At 68.6% G+C, this 21,088-nt stretch carries 15 protein-coding genes; 5 read left to right on the forward strand and 10 right to left on the reverse strand.

The annotated features are described in order from the left end of the window. Nucleotides 1–173: 173 nt before the first annotated feature. The 5 genes from AC07V5_RS03480 to AC07V5_RS03500 all read right to left on the reverse strand — a co-directional run bounded on the left by AC07V5_RS03480 (nt 174) and on the right by AC07V5_RS03500 (nt 9,157). Nucleotides 174–1,718 (reverse strand): alpha-N-arabinofuranosidase, encoded by a 1,545-nt coding sequence (locus tag AC07V5_RS03480; RefSeq protein WP_495114185.1) that lies wholly within the window; start codon nt 1,716–1,718, stop codon nt 174–176. Between the two features lie 40 nt (nt 1,719–1,758). Continuing rightward, nucleotides 1,759–3,345, reverse strand: coding sequence for an aldehyde dehydrogenase (NADP(+)) (locus AC07V5_RS03485; protein ID WP_495114186.1), 1,587 nt, complete (start codon nt 3,343–3,345; stop codon nt 1,759–1,761). A 9-nt stretch (nt 3,346–3,354) separates the two neighbouring features. Further along, nucleotides 3,355–5,109 (reverse strand): IlvD/Edd family dehydratase, encoded by a 1,755-nt coding sequence (locus AC07V5_RS03490; RefSeq protein WP_495114187.1) that lies wholly within the window; start codon nt 5,107–5,109, stop codon nt 3,355–3,357. A 118-nt stretch (nt 5,110–5,227) separates the two neighbouring features. After that, nucleotides 5,228–6,181, reverse strand: coding sequence for a glycoside hydrolase family 43 protein (locus AC07V5_RS03495; protein ID WP_495114188.1), 954 nt, complete (start codon nt 6,179–6,181; stop codon nt 5,228–5,230). A 342-nt stretch (nt 6,182–6,523) separates the two neighbouring features. Continuing rightward, on the reverse strand, nt 6,524–9,157 hold the full coding sequence (locus AC07V5_RS03500; RefSeq protein WP_495114189.1) for a TonB-dependent receptor: 2,634 nt from the start codon (nt 9,155–9,157) through the stop codon (nt 6,524–6,526). Between the two features lie 250 nt (nt 9,158–9,407). On the opposite strand from AC07V5_RS03500, the gene AC07V5_RS03505 reads away from it, so the two are divergent. Next, nucleotides 9,408–10,670: a peptide MFS transporter gene (locus AC07V5_RS03505; RefSeq protein ID WP_495114190.1), complete on the forward strand. Its 1,263-nt coding sequence runs from the start codon at nt 9,408–9,410 to the stop codon at nt 10,668–10,670. Between the two features lie 16 nt (nt 10,671–10,686). On the opposite strand, the gene AC07V5_RS03510 is transcribed toward AC07V5_RS03505, so the two are convergent. Genes AC07V5_RS03510 through AC07V5_RS03520 form a run of 3 tightly spaced genes read right to left on the reverse strand, consistent with a single transcriptional unit; the run spans nt 10,687 to nt 12,587 of the window. Beyond that, nucleotides 10,687–11,922, reverse strand: coding sequence for an AGE family epimerase/isomerase (locus tag AC07V5_RS03510; protein WP_495114191.1), 1,236 nt, complete (start codon nt 11,920–11,922; stop codon nt 10,687–10,689). 13 nt (nt 11,923–11,935) lie between these two features. Then, nucleotides 11,936–12,169 carry a DUF2805 domain-containing protein gene (locus AC07V5_RS03515; RefSeq protein ID WP_495114192.1) on the reverse strand — a complete coding sequence of 78 codons (234 nt, stop codon included), beginning with the start codon at nt 12,167–12,169 and terminating at the stop codon, nt 11,936–11,938. A gap of 22 nt (nt 12,170–12,191) precedes the next feature. Beyond that, nucleotides 12,192–12,587, reverse strand: coding sequence for a DUF2177 family protein (locus AC07V5_RS03520; RefSeq protein WP_495114193.1), 396 nt, complete (start codon nt 12,585–12,587; stop codon nt 12,192–12,194). A gap of 160 nt (nt 12,588–12,747) precedes the next feature. Here AC07V5_RS03520 and AC07V5_RS03525 point away from each other — a divergent pair, with 160 nt between their 5' ends. Both AC07V5_RS03525 and AC07V5_RS03530 read left to right on the forward strand, forming a co-directional pair. Continuing rightward, nucleotides 12,748–13,506 (forward strand): esterase/lipase family protein, encoded by a 759-nt coding sequence (locus AC07V5_RS03525; protein ID WP_495114194.1) that lies wholly within the window; start codon nt 12,748–12,750, stop codon nt 13,504–13,506. Next, nucleotides 13,503–15,275 (forward strand): RecQ family ATP-dependent DNA helicase, encoded by a 1,773-nt coding sequence (locus AC07V5_RS03530; protein ID WP_495114195.1) that lies wholly within the window; start codon nt 13,503–13,505, stop codon nt 15,273–15,275. The genes AC07V5_RS03525 and AC07V5_RS03530 overlap by 4 nt, the downstream gene beginning before the upstream one ends. A 150-nt stretch (nt 15,276–15,425) precedes the next feature. Here AC07V5_RS03530 and AC07V5_RS03535 read toward each other — a convergent pair whose 3' ends face one another. Beyond that, on the reverse strand, nt 15,426–16,688 hold the full coding sequence (locus AC07V5_RS03535; protein WP_495114196.1) for an acyl-CoA dehydrogenase family protein: 1,263 nt from the start codon (nt 16,686–16,688) through the stop codon (nt 15,426–15,428). A 117-nt stretch (nt 16,689–16,805) separates the two neighbouring features. Continuing rightward, nucleotides 16,806–18,797 carry a cation:proton antiporter domain-containing protein gene (locus tag AC07V5_RS03540; protein ID WP_495114197.1) on the reverse strand — a complete coding sequence of 664 codons (1,992 nt, stop codon included), beginning with the start codon at nt 18,795–18,797 and terminating at the stop codon, nt 16,806–16,808. 68 nt (nt 18,798–18,865) lie between these two features. On the opposite strand from AC07V5_RS03540, the gene AC07V5_RS03545 reads away from it, so the two are divergent. Continuing rightward, the gene (locus AC07V5_RS03545; protein ID WP_495114198.1) at nt 18,866–19,684 is read left to right on the forward strand and encodes a PEP-CTERM sorting domain-containing protein; all 819 of its coding nucleotides are present in this window, start codon (nt 18,866–18,868) and stop codon (nt 19,682–19,684) included. Nucleotides 19,685–19,800: 116 nt separating this feature from the next. After that, nucleotides 19,801–21,072, forward strand: coding sequence for a Glu/Leu/Phe/Val family dehydrogenase (locus AC07V5_RS03550; RefSeq protein WP_495114199.1), 1,272 nt, complete (start codon nt 19,801–19,803; stop codon nt 21,070–21,072). The last annotated feature ends 16 nt before the right edge of the window (nt 21,073–21,088 follow it).

Consider the following 21,088-nt stretch of genomic DNA (forward strand, 5'->3'; position numbering starts at 1 on the left):
GGCCGGCGCAGCCTAGGAGGCTCGGCGGCAGCGCACCAATGACATTGCAGACACGGTCGATCCCGGTTTTGATATGCCCCGTGCTGACCACGGATGCAGCGCAACGCCTGGGCAAGCAACACGGCGGGCCCAGGGGTTGCGGATCAGCAAAGATGCCTGCCGTGCGAGGGCGATCAGCCCTCGATGGCGACAACGACGATGGACTTGGCCGGCAGCTTCAGCGTGAGCTTGCCGTCGACGGCCTGGGCTTCAAACGCCACGGGCACGACTTGCGCCGGCTTGCCGAGTTCGTTCTGCGCGTCCATCGCTGCGGCGGTCAGCAGCTTGCCCTTCACAGCCTTGGGTGCCGAGGCACCGACCTGCAGCGTCAGCTCCGTGGCCTGCGTGGCGTTGGAGTTCACGAGGCCGATGTAGACCTTGCCGTCCTTGCCGCGCGCGGCGGTGGCGGACAGGCCGGGCATCTCGGTCGCGCCGACCTTGTAGACCGGGTTGTTCTCTAGGGTGGCGGGCAGCGAGGTCGCGTCCTGGAAGGGCGTGTACATCGCGAAGGCGTGGTACGTCGGTGTCAGCACCAGCTTGTCCTTGCTGGTGAGGATCATGGCCTGCAGCACGTTGACCATCTGCGCAACGTTGCTCATCTTCACGCGGTCAGCATGGGCGTGGAAGACGTGGAAGTGCAGGGCCGCCAGCTGTGCGTCGCGCAGCGTGTTGCGCTGGACGAGGAAGCCGGGGTTGCTGCCGGGCTCGGGGTCGTACCAGCTGCCCCACTCATCGAAGTACAGCGCCAGCTTCTTCTGCGGGTCGTTCTTGTCCAGCACGGCCGTGCTCTTGGTCAGCGTGCTGTCGATCTTGCTGACCTGCTGCAGCATCGAGATCCACTCGCTTTCCGGGAAGCCCGCCGCCGAGCCCTTGCCTTCCCACTTGCCGCTGGGGAAGGTGTAGGCGTGGTGGGCGATGGCGTCGAAGTTGTGGCGGATGTTCTTGCTCAGCACCTCGGTCCAGGTGGTGTCCTGGTCGTTGCCGCCGCTGGCGATGAACTTGGGCCGGTTGTGCTCGGGCGTCTTCAGGAAGGTCGCGACCTGGCGGTACTGGTCGGCGTAGAACTCGGGGCGCATGTTGCCGCCGCAGCCCCAGGTCTCGTTGCCGACGGCGAAGTAGTGGACGCGGAAGGGCTTGTCACGGCCGTTCTTGCGGCGCAGGTCGGTCAGCGTGGACTTGCCCTCGGCCGTCATGTACTCCAGCCACTCGGCCATCTCCTGGGCACTGCCGGTGCCGAGGTTGCCGTTCACATACGCTTCGGCGCCAAGCTGCTCGACGAGGTCGAAAAACTCGTGCGTGCCGACGGCGTTGTTCTCCTGCACGCCACCCCAGTGGGTGTTGACCTTGACGGGGCGTTTGTTGCGCGGGCCGATGCCTTCGCGCCAGTGGTATTCATCGGCGAAGCAGCCGCCGGGCCAGCGCACCAGCGGCACCTTCAGGTCCTTCAGCGCGCCGATGACGTCCTTGCGCCAGCCGCGCACGTTGGGAATCTTGCTGTCGGGGCCGACCCACATGCCCTCGTAGATGCCGGTACCGAGATGCTCGGCGAACTGGCCATAGATGTTGCGGTGGATGACCGGGCCGGGCTGGTCGGCTTTGACGACCAGCTTGATGTCGGCAGCCAGCGCACTTGCGCTTACCGCCAGCGTGGCCACGAGGGCCAGCAGTTGTTTCTTCATCGTCTTGTCTCCTTCGTTGTTCTGTTCGGGCCTGCGCGTCTTAGTTGCGCGTCAGTGCCCCGTCGCGGCGCCGCCAGACGCCGCGCTCATTCGGTTCACGCAGCACCGCGGGCAGCAGCGCGCGAGGCATGTTCTGGTAGCAGACCGGGCGCAGGAAGCGCTGGATGGCGGCTGTGCCGACCGAGCTGCTGCGGCCGTCGCTGGTGGCCGGGAAGGGGCCGCCATGGACCATGGCCGTCGACACCTCGACGCCCGTGGGATAGCCGTTGGCCAGGATGCGGCCGACCTTGCGCTCGAGCGCGGGCAGCAGGCGGCGGGCGGTGGCGAGGTCGGCCTCGTCGTCGTCCTGCAGCTGCAGCGTGGCGGTGAGCTGGCCCTCCAGGCCTTCGATGACGGCGAGCAGCTCATCGATGTCGCGGCAAGCGACGAGCAGCGAGGCCGGGCCGAAGATTTCGGCGGACATCGCGTGGTTGGCGAGGAAGGCCGCGCCGGTCGTCTTGAACAATGCGGGCGCGCCTTGGCAACCGCTCGATTCGCCTCGCGTCAGCGTGGCGACCTGGGCCTGGGCGGCGAGCTGGTCTTCACCGCGCTGGTAGGCGCTGGCGATGCCGGGCGTCAGCATGGTGCCGGCGGCCACGGGCTTCAGCGCCTCGGCAGCGGCGGCGGCAAAGCGATCGAAGTCGGCACCAGCCAGGCCCAGCACGAGGCCGGGGTTGGTACAGAACTGGCCGACGCCCATGACCAGCGAGCCGGCAAAGCCGGTGGCGATGTCCGCGCCGCGCTTGGCCAAGGCGCCAGGCAGCAGGACGACGGGGTTGATGCTGCTCATCTCGGCGTAGACGGGGATGGGCTGCGGGCGCGCGGCCGCAGCGGCCATCAGCGCGATGCCACCGCTGCGCGAGCCGGTGAAGCCGACAGCCTGGATGGCCGGGTGTCGCACCAGCGTGTCGCCGATGCCGTGGCCGCTGCCGGTCAGCAAGGCGAAGACGCCAGCGGGCAGGTTGCTCAGGCGCACGGCCTCGACAACCGCGCGGCCGACGAGCTCCGATGTGCCCGGGTGGGCCGAGTGCGCCTTGACGACGACCGGGCAGCCGGCGGCCAGCGCGGCGGCGGTGTCGCCACCGGCCACGGAGAACGCGAGCGGGAAGTTGCTGGCGCCGAACACGGCCACGGGGCCGACACCGACGAAGCGCAGGCGCAGGTCCGGCCGCGGCGGCGTGCGCTGCGGCAGGGCGGTGTCGATGCGGGCGTCCTGCCAGCTGCCTTCGCGCAGCAACTCGGCGAAGAGCTTGAGCTGGTTCATCGTGCGGCCACGCTCGCCTTCGAGGCGGACACGCGGCAGGCCGGTCTCGGCCATCGCGCGCACGATCAGGTCGTCGCCCAGCGCCAGGATCTGCGCGGCGATCTGCTCCAGCAAGTCGGCACGCTCCTGGTCGGTCGTGGCACGGAAGGTGTCGAACGTGGCGCCGGCAAGCGCGCAGGCCTCGGCGACCTGGGCGGCGTCAACGGCATTGAAGTCGGGGCCGAGGGCTTCGTTCTTGCCCGGGTCGAAAGCCTGGAAGGGCTTGCCGGCGCCGCGTACGGCCAAGCCGCCGATCAGCGCCAGGCCTTGGATGGTGTTGGTCATGAATGAATCTCAGTGGGAGTGGCGCGGGACGGCGGAGCCGCGCTTGCCGCGCAGGAAGTCGAAGTCGCAGCCTTCGTCGGCTTGCAGCACGTGCTGCACATAGAGCTGGCGGTAGCCGCTGGCGTCTTGCGGGTCCACGGTCTGGGCGGCGGCCCAGGCGGCCAGGCGCTGTTCCAGCTCGGCCTCGGGCACGTCCAGGTGCAGGCGGCCGGCGGCGCAGTCCAGCTCGATGAAGTCGCCTTCCTGCACGACTGCCAGCGGCCCACCGGCGCGCGCCTCGGGCGCCACATGCAGCACGACGGTGCCGTAGGCGGTGCCGCTCATGCGGGCGTCGGAGATGCGCACCATGTCCTTCACGCCGGCGGCGAGCAGCTTGGGCGGCAGGCCCATGTTGCCGACCTCGGCCATGCCGGGGTAGCCCTTGGGGCCGCAGTTCTTCATGACGAGAATGCAGCTGGCGTCGACGTTGAGATCGGGGTCCAGGATGCGGGCCTTGTAGTCGTCGAAGTTCTCGAACACGACGGCGCGACCGCGGTGCTTCATCAGCTCGGGCGTGGCGGCCGAGGGCTTGAGCACGGCGCCGCGAGGTGCCAAGTTGCCACGCAGGATGCAGATGCCGCCGTCTTCGATGAGCGGGTTGTCCAGCTGGCGGATGACTTCGTCGTCGTAGATGGGTGCGTCCACGCAGTTGGCCCACAGGCTCTTGCCGTTGACGGTCAGCGCCTCCGGGTTGGGCAGCTTGCCGGCTTCGCCCAGGCGGCGGATGACGGCGGGCAGGCCACCGGCGTAATAGAACTCTTCCATCAGGAAGCGGCCCGAGGGCAGCAGGTCCACCACCGTGGGCGTGCCGCGGCCGATGCGGGTCCAGTCTTCCAGCTCCAGGTCCACGCCGATGCGGCCGGCGATGGCCTTCAGGTGGATGACGGCGTTGGTGGAGCCGCCGATGGCCGCGTTGACGCGGATGGCGTTCTCGAAGGCTTCCTTGGTCAGCACCTTGGACAGGGTCAGCTCTTCCCACACCATCTCGACGATGCGCATGCCGGACAGGTGGGCCAGCACATAACGGCGCGCATCGACCGCTGGAATGGCCGCGTTGTGCGGCAGCGAGGTGCCCAGCGCCTCGGCCATGCAGGCCATCGTGGACGCAGTACCCATGGTGTTGCAGGTGCCGGCGGAGCGCGAGTGGCCGGCCTCGGCGGCCATGAAGTCGTGCATGCTGATCTCGCCGGCCTTGACCTGCTCGTGCAGCTGCCACACGGCCGTGCCCGAGCCGATGTTCTTGCCCTTGAGCTTGCCGTTGAGCATGGGGCCGCCGGTGACGACGATGGCCGGCACGTCGACGCTGGCCGCGCCCATCAGCAGGGCCGGCGTGGTCTTGTCGCAGCCCACCAGCAGCACGACGGCGTCCATCGGATTGCCGCGGATGCTTTCCTCGACGTCCATGCTCGCCAGGTTGCGCGTCAGCATGGCCGTGGGGCGCAGGTTGCTCTCGCCGCTGGAGAACACCGGGAACTCGACCGGCCAGCCACCCGCTTCGATGATGCCGCGCTTGACGTGCTCGGCCAGCTTGCGGAAGTGGGCGTTGCAGGGCGTCAGCTCGCTCCAGGTGTTGCAGATGCCGATGATGGGCTTGCCGTTGAACTCATGGTCCGGGATGCCCTGGTTCTTCATCCAGGAGCGGTACATGAAACCGTTCTTGTCCTGGGTACCGAACCATTCGGCCGAGCGCAGCTTGACCTTGCTCTTCTTGTCCTCAGTCGTCATGTCTTGTCTCGATGTCGTTCTTGCGGCGCTGCAGAGGTGAGCCGCTTGAACCGATGCTAGGCAGCCGGGGAATTGCAATCCAATCAATTTCCACGGTGTACCGATGCTGTTTTTGATATCAGTCGCGGCGGGAAGGCTTGCCGAACAGCGGTATGCCGTCCGAATTCCAGCGCAACGGCTTCACGAAGGTGTGGCGGTCGGGGTTCCACAGCGGGTCGCCCTCGATCTCGGTGTAGGTGCGGGCGTGATAGACCAGCAGCACGTCGTCCGGCGCATCGCCCACGGTGAAGCTGTTGTGGCCGGGGCCGAAGACGCTGTCCTCCGCCGCGCTGCGCATCACGGGCTCGGCGGACTTGTGCCAGCTGGCCGGGTTCAGCAAGTCGGCGCCCTCGTCGGCCCAGAGCAGGCCCATCGCGTAGTTCTCGTCCGTCGCGCTGGCCGAGTAGCTGATGAAGACACGGCCGTGGCGGATCAGCACCGACGGGCCCTCGTTGACGAGGAAGCCGCGGCATTCCCAGTCGAACTCGGGCTTGCTCAGCAGCACCGGCGCGCCGGCCAGCTGCCAGGGCGTCTTCATCGGCGCGATGTAGAGGTTGGAGTTGCCAGGGATGGCCGGGTCCTTCTGCGCCCACAGGTAGTAGAGCTGGCCGTGGTGGGTGAAGGTCGTCGCGTCCAGGCAGAAGCTGTCGATGCCGGAATCGATCTGGCCCAGGAACTCCCACGGGCCGCCGAGCGGGTCCTTGGCGGTGTTCCTGATCGCGAACATCCGGTGCTGGAACATGCCCTGGTGGTCCAGCGCGCGGGTGGCCGCGGCGGCGAAGTAGACGTACCAGGCGCCGTCGTTGAAATGCAGCTCGGGGGCCCAGATCAGCTCGGAGTAGGGGCCGGTGTCGGGCTTGTGCCAGACGTCGAAGACGGGTGCGTTCACCAGGCCTTCGATGCTGGTCGCGCGCCGCACCTCGATGCGGTCGTACTGCGGTACCGAGGCGGTGAAGTAATAGAAGCCGTCAGCGTGGCGGCTGATGTGGGGGTCGGCGCGCTGGCGGATCAGAGGCTGGATCGGGTCAGTCATGAGTACTACGTTGTCGATTGGGCGGAGGCTGAGATCAGCGGGTGAGGGGTTCCGCTCATGTCCCCCGGCCCGGGCAAGCCCGGACCTCCTCCTTTACTTCGCTGCACCCCTCACCCACTGCTCTCAGCCTGCACCACCGGCTTGGTTCGACGAAGGACACCGAAGCCGGAGCGGGACGGCTGGGCGCCCTGCGTAGCGAGGTAAAGGAGGAGGTTCGGGCGCAGCCCGGGCCGGGGGACACGAGCGGAGCAGGGTGCGCAGGCGGCCCGATCCAGCGAACAAAGAGAAAGGGGCGTAACCGCTTCGACACGGCAACGCCCCTCATTCAGAACACCGAAAGGCTTACAGCTTCCAGCGCACCGACACGCCCACCGTGCGGTCGTAATAGCGCACGTCACGCACCAGCGCCGGGGTCTGGTCGAAGTAGTCGTGGTACGACTGGTTCAGCAGGTTGGTCACGTCCACCGACAGCGTCAGCTGCTTGTTGATGGTGTAGCCGAACGACGCGTCCAGCGTGCGCAGCGGCGCCACCCACAGCTCGCGGCCGGTGCTGCGGTAAGGCTTCTCCGCCAGGAACTTGGCGCGCCAGTTGTAGGCCAGGCGGGCATACAAGGGGCCCTGCTCGTACAGGCCCACCAGGTTGTAGGCCGACTTCGACTGGCCGAGGAAGGGGCCTTCCAGTCCGGTGTTCGGGTCGGTCTGCTTGCCGGTCATGTAGGTGTAGTTGGCCTCCAGCCCGAAGCCGCTCAGCCAGCCCGGCAGGAAGTCGTAGAACTGGCGGTAGCTCAGCTCGTAGCCATGCAGGTTGGCGTTGCTGACGTTGATCGGCTGCGTGACGTTGTATTTCACGCCGTTGATCGTGGTCGAGACGGTCTGGGAGAACACGCGGTTCTTGAACTTGTGCTCGAACAGCGTGCCGGTCACCGAGCCGGTGCGGGCGAAGTAGTACTCCAGCGCCGCGTCCAGGTTGGTGGACTCGGTCGGCTTCAGGTCGGGATTGCCGCCCGAGATGGTGCCGAAGGTGACGCCGCCGCCCGGGGGGGTGATGGTCTGGCCGGGGTTGTAGTCGACGAAGTTGGGGCGCTCGATGGCCTTGCCGGTCACCAGGCGTGCGATCAGCTTGGAAGTCAGCTCGGCCTTCAGCGACAGCGTGGGCAGCGCGTCGGTGCGCGAGGTGTCGATGTTGACCGGCGTGATGACGCCGGTGCTGGCATTGCGGGAGTTGCCCATCAGCTTCTGCGCGGTGCGCACGACGCGCAGGCCGAACACGCCGGTCACCGGCACGCCGCCGGCGTCGAAGCCGAACTTGGTGCGGCCATAGACGGCCTGCGTCGTCTCCGAGTCGTCGAACAGCGTCATCGGGTCATACGGCGTCAGCGCGCCGTTGCCGTTGGTCAGCAGCTTGCGGAAGGCCTCGCCGTTGTTCAGCAGCCAGTCGCGGTCGGCATAGACGTATTGCTTGACGCCGTAGTCGCCCCAGGTCGCCGGCGACACCGAGAACATGTCGGCCAGTGCAGGGTCAGCCGTCGACTTGCCCACGGCCGAGAAGCTGGTCGTCCAGGGCATCGTGGTGCCGATGGACATGGCCGTGCGCTTGGCCAGGCGCACGCCGCCGCTGACCTCGCGGAAGAAGCCGTCGCCCAGCTCATAGGTCGCGTCGCCGCGCCAGTCGGTGTTGTGGCCATCGCGCTCGCCGCGCACGTCCACGCCGCCGTTGATGCGGAAGTTGGCCTTGTTGGTCAGGTCGAGGTTGGGGTAGTTGATGTAGCCACCGCCGTCCTGCACCTTGGCCACCGTGCTGGTGGGCGAGTAGCCGGTGTCCAGGATGCGATTGACCCAGTCGATCTGGCTGTTGGTGCGGGCCAGCTCGGTGGACAGGCGCAGGCGGTCCGTCACATCCCAGTGGCCGCCCAGCGCCACCTGGGCGTTGCTGACCGTGTCGTGCTTGGCCTGGGTGGAGGTGAAGCCCCAACCGTTGTAGTTGGTGTTGGTGACCGTGTCCATGAAGTTGGTGCCGGGCTTGACCGTCACCACTGAGGTCGGCTCGAAGACGGGCGCGCCGGCCACCAGGAAGGACTGCTGGAAGCGGTGGTCGATGCTGGTGCCGAAGCCTTCCAGGTAGACCTCCTTGTCGGCGCTGGGCTTCCACTGCAGCGCGAAGTTGCCGGCCAGGCGCTTGCGGTCGCCCAGGTCCAGCACGCGGCCGACGGCGTCGGAGCCGACGATGCTGCGGCCGGCGTTCGTGAAGGTCAGCGGGTCGCCCACCCAGGCGCGCTCGTCGTGGTACTTGCCGCGCTGGTAGGACAGGCCGAACAGCGCGCCAACCTCGCCGAGGTCAGTATTCCAGCGGTTGGAGGCCATGCCGCTGAGGTCGGGGTTGTTGACGTCGGCCTTGTCGCGGTGCTCCAGGCGGCCGTTGACGACGAGCTGGGCGCCCTTGAAGTCAAACGGGCGGTTGGTGCGCACGTCGATGACGCCGGCGGTGCCGCCTTCGGGCAGGCTGGCTTCCTGGGTCTTGTAGACGTCGATGCGCTTGAGCATCGTGGCCGGCACGTCGGCCAGATACAGGCTGCGGCCCGAGTCGGAGAAGAACTCGCGGCCGTTCAGCAGCGTGACGATGCCGCCCAGGCCGCGCACGATGACCGTGCCGGCCTCGCCGTTGCCGCGCTGGATCTGCACGCCGGTGACGCGGCCGAGCAGCTCGGCGACGTTCTTGTCCGGGAACTTGCCGATGTCTTCGGCAACGATGGAGTCGACGACCTGATCGGAATTCTTCTTGATGGCTTGGGCCGTCTCGGCCGAGGCGCGGGCGCCGGTGATGACCACCGTCTCCAGCGAATTCCCGGCGGCCGCTTGCTGGGCCAGCGCGGAGGACGACAGCGCGGCCAGTGCGGCGGCGGCGGTCAGGCTGAGGGCGAAGCGGGAGTGGGTGGAATAGGCGGCCGCGCGCAGCGGCACCAGGGCTGGTTTGTTCATCGTGTCTCCGGAATCGTTATAGGGATCGGCCAACCCTGAGCCGTTCTGGGCCTCTAGAGCGGGCCGTGGGCTGGGGTCTGAATTCATGCTATGAGCCCGACCGATCCGCGACTAATCACATTTTTGGACTTCTCGATGCCGCTTTTCGCATCGCCACCGCGGGTATCCCCTGGGGTTGCCGCGAATGCCCTAACGGCGCGGTCGAGGCGCACCCGTATTATCGAAAACCGCTTTTCAGACGCCTGATTCCATGTCCGCTGAGGCTGTTTCTCCGCCCACCAAAAACCCCCGCCAACCAGCCGGCCTGTTCGTGCTGGCCGGTGCAGAAATGTGGGAGCGATTCAGTTTCTACGGCGTGCGCTCGCTACTGGTGCTGTATCTCGTCGAAGCGCTGCAATATTCACGCGCCGATGCGCTTTCGGCATATGGCATGTATACCGGCTCGGCATTTTTCTGCGCCATCTTCGGGGGCTGGCTGGCCGACCGTTTGCTGGGCCAGCGCCGTGCCGTGGTGCTGGGCATGCTGCTGATGATGGCGGGCCATGTCGTGCTGGGCATGGGCCAGCCCATCGCACTGGCCCTGGGTTTGCTGGCGGTGGGCACCGGTTTGTTCAAACCCACCACGACGGCCATGGTCGGCGCGCTATATCTGCCGGACGATGCGAGGCGCCAGGGCGGATATACGGTGTTTTATATGGGCATCAATATCGGCGCGGCCTTGTCGGCGTTGATTGGTGGATATCTGGCCCAGCGCCACGGCTGGGGTTATGGATTCATGGCGGCGGCGGTGGGCATGGCCATCGGCGTGGTGGTCTTCATGGCCGGCTGGCGCTTTCTGCCGGCTGTCGCCGCGCCCGCCCCCGAACCGGCGCGCGCCACCTGGACTGATGCGCGGGCGCGACGCCGCATCCAGGTCATCCTGCTGATGTCGCTGGTGGCCATCTGCTTCTACCTGGGCTACGAACAGGCGGCCGGCGTGATGACGCTGTTCGTGCGCGACCATGTCTCGCCAAGCTTCCTCGGCTTTGAATTGACGGCCGCGCAGTTCCTGGCCGTGAACCCCATCCTCGTCATCCTGCTGGCGCCGCTGTCGGCGCGGCTGCTGTCGCGGCTGAACTGGCCGGAGTTCCGCGTCCAGGGCCTGGGCATGCTGGTGCTGGCAGTGAGCTTCCTGATGCTGCAGGCCCTGCAGGAGCTGGCGCAGGGGCGCGGCACGGTGCCGGCCTGGATGATGGTGGCCGTCATCGGGGTGCAGACCGTGGCGGAGCTGCTGGTCATCCCGATCGGGCTGGCCGTGGTGTCGCGCTACGCGCCGGCCGGCTGGGGCGCCACGCTGATGGGCGCCTGGATGCTGGCCAAGGCCACGGCCGGCTTGCTGGCCGGCCAGCTCTACGGCTGGCTGCTGCCGACGGGGCTGTCGCTCTACCTGGTGCTGACCGCGGTGTGCGTCGCCGGTGGGCTGCTGCTGATCGCGCTGTCCGGCGCGCTGCGGCGCTATGCCGGCATGGTCTAGCGCGACAGCCCGGCGGTCAGCTCGCGACCTTCAACGCCGCCTGGTGCAGGCGCACCATGTGATACGGGTCGGGCTGCTCGTCCTTGCAGGTGCCGCTCTTGCAGGGCAGGCTTTCTGCAGCGCGCCAGCCGCCCTGCTCGGCATCGACGAGCTGGGCCTTGATGAGGCCTTGCGTCTGCTCGTAGCGTCGCCACAGGTCGGTGCGGCCCGTCGCCTGGGCCGCAACGAGCAGGGCGTGCAGGCATTCGGCCTGCTGCCACCAGCCCTTGCGCGCATCGGTCTTGGCGCCGTCGGGGAAGGCACGCTGGCCGCAGCCGCCGTCGATCTCGTCATAGCCGGCCGCGACGGCATAACTCAGCAGACGCTCGGCCACCTGCGCATACACCGGCGACACGACGGCCCCCGTGGCCAGCAGATGGCTCCATTCGAACTGGTGCCCCAGGTCGACATAGCCGCCGGCCTCCTTCGTGGGCAGCGGCTTCCAGGCATCGTCGTAAGACTCGGGGATGAAGGCGCCGCCGTCGGCCTGGCCTTGCAGCAGCTTGTAGGCGGCGAAGTCGCCCAGGCGCCGTGCGCCGGTCTCGGCCACTTTGTCGCCGCTGGCCTCGCGCAGGGCGAGCAGGGCCTCGAACATGCGCATGACCGGGTTCTGCATGCGCACACCTGGGATGGGCTTGAAGTCGCGGTCGCATTCGGCGTAGAGGCCGCCGGCAGGGTCGGTGAACCCCATATCGATGTCGCGCCAGGCCTGCTGGGCCGCGTCGCGGTAGCGCACATCGGCGCTCACGCGGTAAAGCTCGGCCAGGGCCAGCAGCACGAAGGCGTGGTCGTGGGCGCGCTTGACCGCGGCCCGCGGAAGGCCATCGGCGCCCACGGTGTGGAAGAAGCCGCCGCCGATCCCGTCGCGATAGCGCTCCAGCATGAAGTGGGCGCCGCGCCGCGCAACCTTGAGATAACCCGCGTCCGGAAAAAACTCGTGGCCGGCCGCGAAGGCGTAGACCAGGCGGGCCTGGCCGGTCAGCTCCAGCTCGGGCTGGGGCAGGGGTTTCCAGGCGCGGTCGAAGAGCACCTGGAAGCTGCCATCCGGCCGTGGCGCGTGGCTGTGCCAGCGCAGCAGCAGGGCTTCGAGGTCGTCCCGGTGCCAGCCGGTGTCGATGCGGTTGCGGTAGCTGCCGTCGGGGTCGCTGCAACCGGCGAGCCCGGCCAGCAAGGCGAGCAGGGGGCGGCGGCCGATCTTCACGCCTGCATCCATCTCAGCACTCCTCTCAGCGACCGTGGGGCCAGGTCGCCCTCTTCGTTGGGCCCTTGCTGGCCTTGCCGCGCGCTGCCCAGAGCTTGTAGGCCGCCGGCGTCAGCTCACGCTTGAGCAAGGCCACCAGCTCCCCATGGCCGATGCCATGCATCAGCAGCACCTTGGTGTAGGGCGGCGCGTCCTCGAAAGCGGTGGCGATGACGCGCTTGACTTCGTCGGGGCTGAGTTTGGGTGCGGGTTTGGCCATGCCCGCGATTTTGCAGGTCTTCTTAGCTGAAGCGCTCCCCCACCCAGGCGGCGCAGGCGCCGGCAACCGTGCTGGCGAAAGTTCCCCAGGCGGTATCGACCAGCGCCAGGCGCAGCGGCCAGTGGCGCAGCGTGGCGAGGTTGGTCAGGTCATAGACGCCGTAGGCCACCAGCCCGACGAGCGCGGCGCGGGCAATCTGCTGGCCCATGGGCTGGCCGGCCGGGAAGAGCGCCAGCGCCACCAGCGCGGCCGGGTAGGCGAAATAGAAGGCCAGGGCCGGCGCCCAGCGGATCTGCTCGGCCATCTGCGCGCCCATCTCCTGGCGGTAGAAGTCCTTGGCCAGCACGCCCAGCCAGAGGGCGTCCAGCACACCCATGACGAGCAGGGCGGCGAGATAGGGCTTGAGGAAGGCGTTCATGGCGCTGGCAGTGTGCCCGCTGCCGCGCTGCCGGCCGCGTAGGAAGCCACCGCGTCTGTGCTTTGTCCTACAGCGGCTCAGCCGTCGCACTGGCACGGCGCGGGGTCACAGCGCGCCAGCATCGGGCCACGGAATGAACCCGGCTCCGCCGCTCACAACCATGACCACCTCCACGCCCGCCGTCACCTTGACACCCACGCCCGCCGCCGCGCCCAGCCGGCGGCCTGCCCTGTCGCTGCTGGCCTCGGAGCCCCTGCGTGCGACGCTGGAGGCCGTGCAGGCCCTCGGGCATTGGCGCAAGAAGCCCGAGCAGGTCGGGCGGGACCACACGGTGGTGCTCTTCCCCGGCCTGGGCACCGATGGCCTGACGCTGTGGCCGCTGCGCCGCCACCTGGAGCGCTCGGGCTTTCGGGCGATGGACTGGGGCCAGGGCATGAACACCGGGCCGCGCGGTGATGTCGATGCCTGGCTGGACAAGCTGGCCGACGCGCTGCATTCGCGCGTTGCCCCGGCACGCGAGGTGAGCTTCGTCGGCTGGAGCCTGGGCGGCTTCTATGCCCGAGAACTGGCCAAGCGCTGGCAGGACCGCGTGCACCACGTCGTCACCATCGGCACGCCCTTCAACGGCAGCGTCGACGACACCAACGTCGGCTGGCTGTTCCGCCTGCTCAATGGCCGGCACGCGCCCAACGAGGCCGCGCTGCGCGAGCGCCTGGCCGAGCCGCCGCCGGTGCCGACGATCTCGCTGTACAGCCGCCGCGACGGCGTCGTCTCCTGGGAGGCCTGCACGCATGCGCGCCGCTGGCCGCTGGCGCGCGACATCGAGGTGCAGGCCAGCCACATGGGCATGGGCTGGGCGCCCGAGGTGCTCAACCGCGTGACAGGCGTGCTCGCCTGCCGCCGCGGAGTGCCGGCATGAGCGCAGCGGTGACCTTGCCGAACCGCCTGGGGCCGCGTGAAGACTCACCCAGCCCCGCCCCGCCGCCCGAGAAGCTGCCACCGCGCGAACCCCTGAACGAGCCGATCCCGCCGGCCAAGCTGCGCACCACCCTGAAGCGGGTGTTCGGCCTGCAGGCGCTGCGCCCCGGCCAGGGCGAGGTCATCGCACGTGTGCTGGCCAGGCAGAACACGCTGGCCGTCATGCCCACGGGCGCCGGCAAGTCGCTGTGCTACCAGCTGCCGGCCGTGTTGAGCGGCGCGCTCACCGTCGTCATCTCGCCACTGATTGCGCTGATGAAGGACCAATGCGACGCGCTGAGTGCCCTCGGCGTGGCCGCGCGCCAGCTGCATTCCGGGCTGGACGCCAACACCCGGCTGGAGACCGAGGCGCTGCTGATACGTGGCGCCGTGCGTGTGCTGTTCACCACACCCGAGCGCCTGGCCGACGCCCGCACGCAGGGCCTGCTGCAGGAGCAGCGCGTGGGCCTGCTGGTCGTGGACGAGGCGCACTGCATCGCCCAGTGGGGCCACGACTTCCGGCCCGCCTTCAGCGCCCTGCGCGACGCCCGCCGCGCGCTCGGCCGCCCGCCCGTGCTGGCGCTGACGGCCACCGCCTCGGTGCCCGTGCAGCGCGAGATCGCCGAGGCCCTGGGCATCCCGCGCGACGGCGTGCTCTGCCACGGCGTCTACCGGCCGAACCTGCGCCTGGCCGTCGAGCTGCCGCAGACGGAAGATGAAAGGCGTGCCTTCATCCTGCGCCGGCTGCAGGCCTGCGAAGGCAGCGCCATCGTCTACTGCGCCACCGTGCGCGAGGCGACCGCCCTGCAGCGCCAGCTGCGCGACGCCGATCTACCCGCCGGGCTGTACCACGGCAAGCTGCCGGCCAAGGCTCGCGCAGCCGCGCAGGAGGCCTTCATGGCGGACGAGAGCCGCATCATGGTCGCGACGAATGCCTTCGGCATGGGCATCGACAAGCCCGGCATCCGCCTCGTACTGCACGCGCAGATGCCCGCCTCCATCGAGGCCTATGTGCAGGAGTTCGGCCGCGCGGGCCGCGACGGCGAGGCGGCGGATTGCGTGCTGCTGTTTCGCGAGGGCGACCGCGCGCTGCAGCAGTTTTTCACCAGTGGCCAGATCCCGAGCCGCGAGGAACTGAGCACGGTCTGGCGTGCGCTGGCCAGCCACACGCCGCAGCGCGGCTGGCTGCCGGCGGCGCTGGCCGAGATGGCGAGGCTGCCCCAGCGCCGGCTGGAGCAGGTGCTGGCCGCGCTGCGCTCGGTGCGCGCACTCCGGGGCAGCGAGGCCGGTGGGCTGCGCGCCTCGACGCGGCGCGGGGCCGATGCCGTCATCGATGCGGCCGAGGCCGCGGCGCAGCAGCGCCAGCGCAACGACCGCGACGGCCTGGCGGCCATGGTGCTTTATGCCAAGGGCGGCAACTGCCGCTGGGCCGGCGTGCTGGCACATTTCGGCGAGGCGCTGGACGACGGTGCCGCGCGCTGCGGCCACTGCGACAGCTGCATTCGCTTCCAGCGCCTGCTGGCTACCGAACGCGAAACGCCCGCCGAGCCGCAAGCCGCCGCATCACCCTCGCCGGCGCCGGCCTTCGAGCCCGGCCAGCGCGTGCGCGTACGCCGCTTTGGCTGGGGCGAGGTGCAGGCCTGCAGCGCCGACGCCGTGCGCATCGCCTTCCCGCGCCACGGCCAGCGCGACATCCACCCGGACTTCGTCCTGGCGACAGCGCGCAGCTGAGCTTGCGGGCCGAGCGCCGGGCCGCTCCCAAGCCGGCCCGCCTGGGGCGATGTGCTTGCGGCTCGATGCCGCGAGCATCGCCGTCCCCTCGGGGGATCGACCGGGCATGCCCGCATTCAGCGAGGCATGCACGGGCGAGGGGCTCCTGTTTCAGGCCCCGCGCGTCACCGGCATCTGCATCTTGTCGGTTGGCAGCTTCATGTGGCTGGCCAGCTCCAGCTTGGCCAGCGAGTTGCGGTGCACCTCGTCCGGGCCGTCGGCCAGACGCAGCGTGCGCTGGTGGGCCCACATCATGGCCAGCGGCGTGTCCTGCGAGACGCCCGCGCCGCCGAACACCTGGATGGCCCAGTCGATGACCTGCAAGGCCATGTTGGGCGCGACGATCTTGATCATCGCGATCTCGGCCTTGGCGACCTTGTTACCCACCGTGTCCATCATGTAGGCGGCCCGCAGCGTCAACAGGCGCGCCTGCTCGATCATGCAGCGCGACTCGGCGATGCGCTCCTGCGTGACGGTCTGCTGCGCAATCGTCTTGCCGAAGGCGGTGCGCGCAATGGCGCGTTCGCACATCAGCTGCAGCGCGCGCTCGGCCGCACCGATGCTGCGCATGCAGTGGTGGATACGGCCGGGGCCAAGGCGACCCTGCGCGATCTCGAAGCCACGACCCTCGCCGAGCAGGATGCTGCTGGCGGGCACGCGCACGTTCTTCAGCTCGACCTCCATGTGGCCGTGGGGCGCGTCGTCGTAGCCGAACACGGACAGCGGGCGGATGACGGTGATGCCGGGCGCATCGGCCGGCACGACGATCATGGACTGCTGCTCGTGGCGGCCGGCCTCCAGGTTGGTCTTGCCCATGACGATGTAGACGGCGCAGCGCGGGTCGCCGGCACCGGAGCTCCACCACTTGCGGCCGTTGATGACGTAGTCGTCACCGTCGCGCTCGATGCGGCATTCGATGTTGGTCGCGTCGCTCGACGCCACGGCGGGCTCGGTCATCAGGAAGGCCGAGCGGATCTCGCCGCGCAGCAGCGGCTCCAGCCACTTGTCCTTCAGCGCCTCGGAGGCATAGCGCTCCAGCGTCTCCATGTTGCCGGTGTCGGGCGCCGAGCAGTTGAAGACTTCGGGCGCCCAGAACACGCGGCCCATGATCTCGCACAGCGGCGCGTACTCGAGGTTGGACAAGCCCTCGGGCGCACGGCTGGACTTGGGCAGGAAGAGGTTCCACAGCCCGGCGGCGCGCGCCTTGGGCTTGAGTTCCTCGATGACCTTGGTGGCCACCCAGACGTTGCCGGCGCGGCGGTTGGCCTCGACCTCTTCGAGATAGCGGCGCTCGTTCGGGTAGATGTGCTCGTCGAAGAACGCCAGCAGGCGTTCGCGCATCTGCTGGACCTTGGGGCTGTAGTCGAAGTTCATGGCGCAGCTTTCGATTGGGGTGCCGCCAGTTTGGCGCAGCCAGGCCGCAGCGCTTGTCGCGCAGGTGGCATCAGAGGCTGAGGGCTTTTCGGTCGTGCCCGAAAGGCTCTCAGCCTCTCAGGCCAGAAGCTTGGCTTCGGCCAATGCCAGCGCGGCCGGCATGCCACTGATGACCAGCGTGTCGCCACCGGCCAGGGCTGCCTGGCCATCGACCAGCACCGCCTTGCCATTGGCGCGCCGCAGTGACACCACGGCGACACCCATGGCTTGCAGCGCGAGGTCGTCCAGCGGGTGGCCGGCCAGCGCGCTGGCGGTGGGCAGCGTGACAGAGGCCAGGCGGGCCTGGTCGATCTCGTCCGAGGTGTCGTCGTCGGCGCCGTGGAAGTAGCCGCGCAGCAGGCCGTAGCGCTTGTCGCGGGCGTCACGCGTGATGCGGATGACGCGGCGCATCGGCACGCCCACCAACGCCAGCGCGTGCGAGGCCAGCATCAGCGAGCCCTCGATGGCCTCGGGCACCACCTCGGTGGCACCGGCGGCCTTGAGCTTCTCCAGGTCGCTGTCGTCGATGGTGCGCACCACCACCGGCACCTGCGGTGCGTGCGCCTGCACGAGGTGCAGGATCTTCAACGCCGACGGCGTGTCGTGATAACTGACGACGACGGCACTGGCGCGCGCCAGGCCCGCGGCCATCAGGCTCTGCACCTTGGCCGCGTCGCCGAAGACGACGCTCTGGCCGGCCGCCGCGGCCTGGCGCACGCGGTCGGGGTCCAGATCCAGCGCCATGTAGGGGATGTGCTCGCCGTCCAGCAGGCGCGCGAGGTTCTGGCCCGAGCGGCCGTAGCCGCAGATGATGACGTGGGCCTCGGTCTTGATGGACTTCTTGGCGATGCTGGTCAGCTGCACGGACTGCATCAGCCAGTCGCTGCTGGACAGCTTCATGACGATCCGGTTGCTGTACATGACGATGATGGGCGTCACCAGCATGGACAGCACCATGCTCGCCAGCACCGGGCTGACCCACTGCGCGGCGATGAGCTTGTGCTGGGCGCCGAGCGTCAGCAGCACGAAGCCGAACTCGCCGGCCTGCGCGAGGTACAGGCCCGTGCGCAGGGCCACGCCGGGCGGCGACTTGAACAGGCGCGCCAGGCCGGCGATGAGCGCGAACTTGGCGACCACCGGCAGCGCCGTCAGCATGATGACCAGCCACCAGGTGTCCACCAGCGGCCGCCAGTCCAGCTTCATGCCGATGGTGATGAAGAACAGGCCGAGCAGCACATCGTGGAAGGGCCGGATGTCGGTCTCCACCTGGTGCTTGTATTCGGTCTCGGCGATCAGCATGCCGGCCACGAACGCGCCCAGCGCCAGGCTCAGGCCGGCGTGCTCCGTCAGCCAGGCCAGGCCCAGCGTGACGAGCAGCAGGTTGAGCATGAAGAGCTCGTCGCTCTTGCGCCGCGCCACCAGCGTGAGCCACCAGCGCATGACCTTCTGGCCGCCGTACAGCAGCAGGCCCAGCAGCACGGCCGCCTTCAGCCCGGCCCAGGCCAGCGCCTCGGCCATCTCGCCGCCGCTGCTGTTCAGCGCGGGGATGAGCACCAGCAGCGGCACCACGGCCAGATCCTGGAACAGCAGCACGCCCATGACGAGCTTGCCGTGCGGGCTCTCCAGCTCCAGCCGCTCGGCCATCAGCTTGACGACGATGGCCGTCGAGCTCATCGCCATGGCCGCGCCCAGCACCAGCGCACCTTCCCAGCTCAGGTCCCAGGCTCGGCCCAGCAGTGCAAAGCCGGTGGTCAGCAGCAGATTGCCCACCAGCGAGCCGCCAATGGTCAGCAACACCTGCGACATGCCGAGGCCGAACACGGCCGTCCTCAGCGCGCGCAGCTTGGGCAGGTTGAACTCCAGCCCGATGGCGAACATCAGGAAGACGACGCCGAACTCGGCCAGGTACTGGATGCTGGCCGAGTCGTGCGCGAAGGCCAGCGCATTCGGGCCGATCAGCACGCCGACGGCCAGGTAGCCCAGCATGGGCGGCAGCTTCAGCGAACGACAGACCACCACCCCCAGCACGGCGGCTACGAGATAGAGCAGGGCAAGGTCTAGGGAGGTCACCGGCGGGATAGTAGACGGCCGCCACGCCGCCGAGACACACTGCAAGTGCCTCGATTGGGAGACCCTCCATGATCCGTACGATCCGCCCTTGGGCTGCGTCTTTTGCCGCCGCGTTCTGCGCCTTGGCGGTGGTGCCGGCCTCGGCCATCGTCGGCGGCACAGCCACGACCGAATTCGGCCAGGTTTCCAACGGCGTGCAGGTGCTGCCCAACTGGGTCATCACCGCGCGGCACGTGGGCCTGGGCGTCGGCGACACCTTCAGCAACGGTTACGGCAGCGCCACCATCGCGGCGCGCTATGACGCGGCCTCGGGTGCCTTCCCGCTGGACGACCTGACGCTGCTGAGGCTGGACACGCCCATCGCGGCGCCGTCGCTCAACCTGGTGGCCGACCTGCTGGCAGCCGGCGGCAGCTACGCCCTGGACGCGACGCTGACGACGGGGCTGAACCAGGTTCCGCGGGGCTATGGTTTCAGCCAGGTACGGGAGTTCTGGCCGCTGGTGGACCCCGACGACACCGGGCCACTGACGGACGTATCGGCCAATTGGCTGGTCGTCTACACGGACGGCTACACGACACCCTATGTCCAGGGCGGCGACAGCGGCGGCGGGCTCTTCATGGGTCATGTCACCAGCTTGGCAAGCGGTGCGCCGCTGTGGGGCATCGCGTCGGCCTACATCACCGACAAGGACGCCAACGACAACGATATCAACCCGCGCTCAGGCTATGTGCAGCTGTCCAGCTACCGTTCCTGGCTGGATGCCACGCTGGCCGCTGACGCCGCAGACGTCCAGGTGCTGGGCTGGGTGACCACCGCCGTACCGGAGCCTGCAACGGGCCTGCTTCTGGCCCTCGGACTGTGCGGATTGGCACACCGACGCCGCTGAAAACCGCCAGCTATGCATTGCATGCATGGGCGCATACGCACTTGGCTAGACAAGTTCTGGCGGGCCACCAAACCTTCGCGCTACCGTTCGCCCCACTCAAAGTTACGGAGCGTTTCGTGCCCAACCTGTCCTTTGTCTCGCCCACGCGCAACAGCCCGTGGGGCACCTATCTGTCGCAGATCGACGCCGTGGAACCCTACCTCGGCAACCTGGCCCGCTGGGTCGAAACGCTGCGCCGCCCCAAGCGCGCGCTGATCGTGGACATCCCCATCGAGCTGGACAACGGCAGCATCGCCCACTTCGAGGGCTACCGCGTGCAGCACAGCCTGACGCGCGGCCCGGGCAAGGGCGGCGTGCGCTACCACCCGGACGTGACGCTGGAAGAAGTGATGGCCCTGTCGGCCTGGATGACGATCAAGAACGCCGCCGTCAACCTGCCCTACGGCGGCGCCAAGGGCGGCATCCGTGTCGACCCCAAGCTGCTCAGCCTGAAAGAGCTGGAGAAGATGACGCGCCGCTACACCAGCGAGATCGGCATCATCATCGGCCCGCAGCAGGACATCCCGGCACCGGACGTCAACACCAACGGCCAGATCATGGCCTGGATGATGGACACCTACTCGATGAACACCGGCGCCACCGCGACCGGCGTCGTCACCGGCAAGCCCATCGAGCTGGGTGGCTCGCTCGGCCGCGTGGCCGCCACGGGCCGTGGTGTGTTTGTCGTCGGCCGTGAAGCGATGCGCCGCCTGGGCCAGCCGCTGGACGGCGCCCGCGTCGCGGTGCAGGGCTTCGGCAATGTCGGCTCCATCGCCGCCAAGCTGTTCGCCGCCAACGGCGCCAAGATCGTCTGCGTGCAGGACCACACCGGCACCATCCTGAACGAGAACGGCTTCGACATGACGAGCCTGCTGGAGCACGTGGCCACCTACAAGGGTGTGGCGGGCTTTGCCGGCGCCGACAGGATCGACGACGAGAACTTCTGGGACGTGGCCAGCGACGTGCTGATCCCGGCCGCACTGGAAGGCCAGATCACCGCCGAGCGCGCCAAGCGCATCCGCACCCGCCTCGTGCTGGAAGGCGCCAACGGCCCGACGACGCCCGACGGCGAAGCCGTGCTGGCCGACCGCGGCATCGTCGTCGTGCCGGACGTGATCGCCAACGCCGGCGGCGTGACGGTGTCCTACTTCGAGTGGGTGCAGGACTTCTCGTCCTTCTTCTGGACCGAGGACGAGATCAACGTGCGCCTGGACAAGATCATGATCGGCGCGTTCAAGCACATCTGGGAAACCAGCGAGCTGCACAAGGTCACGCTGCGCACGGCCGCCTTCACGGTGGCCTGCACGCGGGTGCTGCAGGCGCGCGAAGAGCGCGGCCTGTACCCGTAAAAGCGGCAAGCAGGAC

The organism is Roseateles sp. GW821-FHT02E12 (assembly GCF_059421665.1).

What these genes read in the sequence shown, in the direction of transcription:
- AC07V5_RS03480 (WP_495114185.1), bottom strand. Translation starts at nt 1,718, where the DNA reads ATGAAGAAACAACTGCTGGCCCTCGTGGCCACGCTGGCGGTAAGCGCA.
- AC07V5_RS03485 (WP_495114186.1), bottom strand. Translation starts at nt 3,345, where the DNA reads ATGACCAACACCATCCAAGGCCTGGCGCTGATCGGCGGCTTGGCCGTA.
- AC07V5_RS03490 (WP_495114187.1), bottom strand. Translation starts at nt 5,109, where the DNA reads ATGACGACTGAGGACAAGAAGAGCAAGGTCAAGCTGCGCTCGGCCGAA.
- AC07V5_RS03495 (WP_495114188.1), bottom strand. Translation starts at nt 6,181, where the DNA reads ATGACTGACCCGATCCAGCCTCTGATCCGCCAGCGCGCCGACCCCCAC.
- AC07V5_RS03500 (WP_495114189.1), bottom strand. Translation starts at nt 9,157, where the DNA reads ATGAACAAACCAGCCCTGGTGCCGCTGCGCGCGGCCGCCTATTCCACC.
- AC07V5_RS03505 (WP_495114190.1), top strand. Translation starts at nt 9,408, where the DNA reads ATGTCCGCTGAGGCTGTTTCTCCGCCCACCAAAAACCCCCGCCAACCA.
- AC07V5_RS03510 (WP_495114191.1), bottom strand. Translation starts at nt 11,922, where the DNA reads ATGGATGCAGGCGTGAAGATCGGCCGCCGCCCCCTGCTCGCCTTGCTG.
- AC07V5_RS03515 (WP_495114192.1), bottom strand. Translation starts at nt 12,169, where the DNA reads ATGGCCAAACCCGCACCCAAACTCAGCCCCGACGAAGTCAAGCGCGTC.
- AC07V5_RS03520 (WP_495114193.1), bottom strand. Translation starts at nt 12,587, where the DNA reads ATGAACGCCTTCCTCAAGCCCTATCTCGCCGCCCTGCTCGTCATGGGT.
- AC07V5_RS03525 (WP_495114194.1), top strand. Translation starts at nt 12,748, where the DNA reads ATGACCACCTCCACGCCCGCCGTCACCTTGACACCCACGCCCGCCGCC.
- AC07V5_RS03530 (WP_495114195.1), top strand. Translation starts at nt 13,503, where the DNA reads ATGAGCGCAGCGGTGACCTTGCCGAACCGCCTGGGGCCGCGTGAAGAC.
- AC07V5_RS03535 (WP_495114196.1), bottom strand. Translation starts at nt 16,688, where the DNA reads ATGAACTTCGACTACAGCCCCAAGGTCCAGCAGATGCGCGAACGCCTG.
- AC07V5_RS03545 (WP_495114198.1), top strand. Translation starts at nt 18,866, where the DNA reads ATGATCCGTACGATCCGCCCTTGGGCTGCGTCTTTTGCCGCCGCGTTC.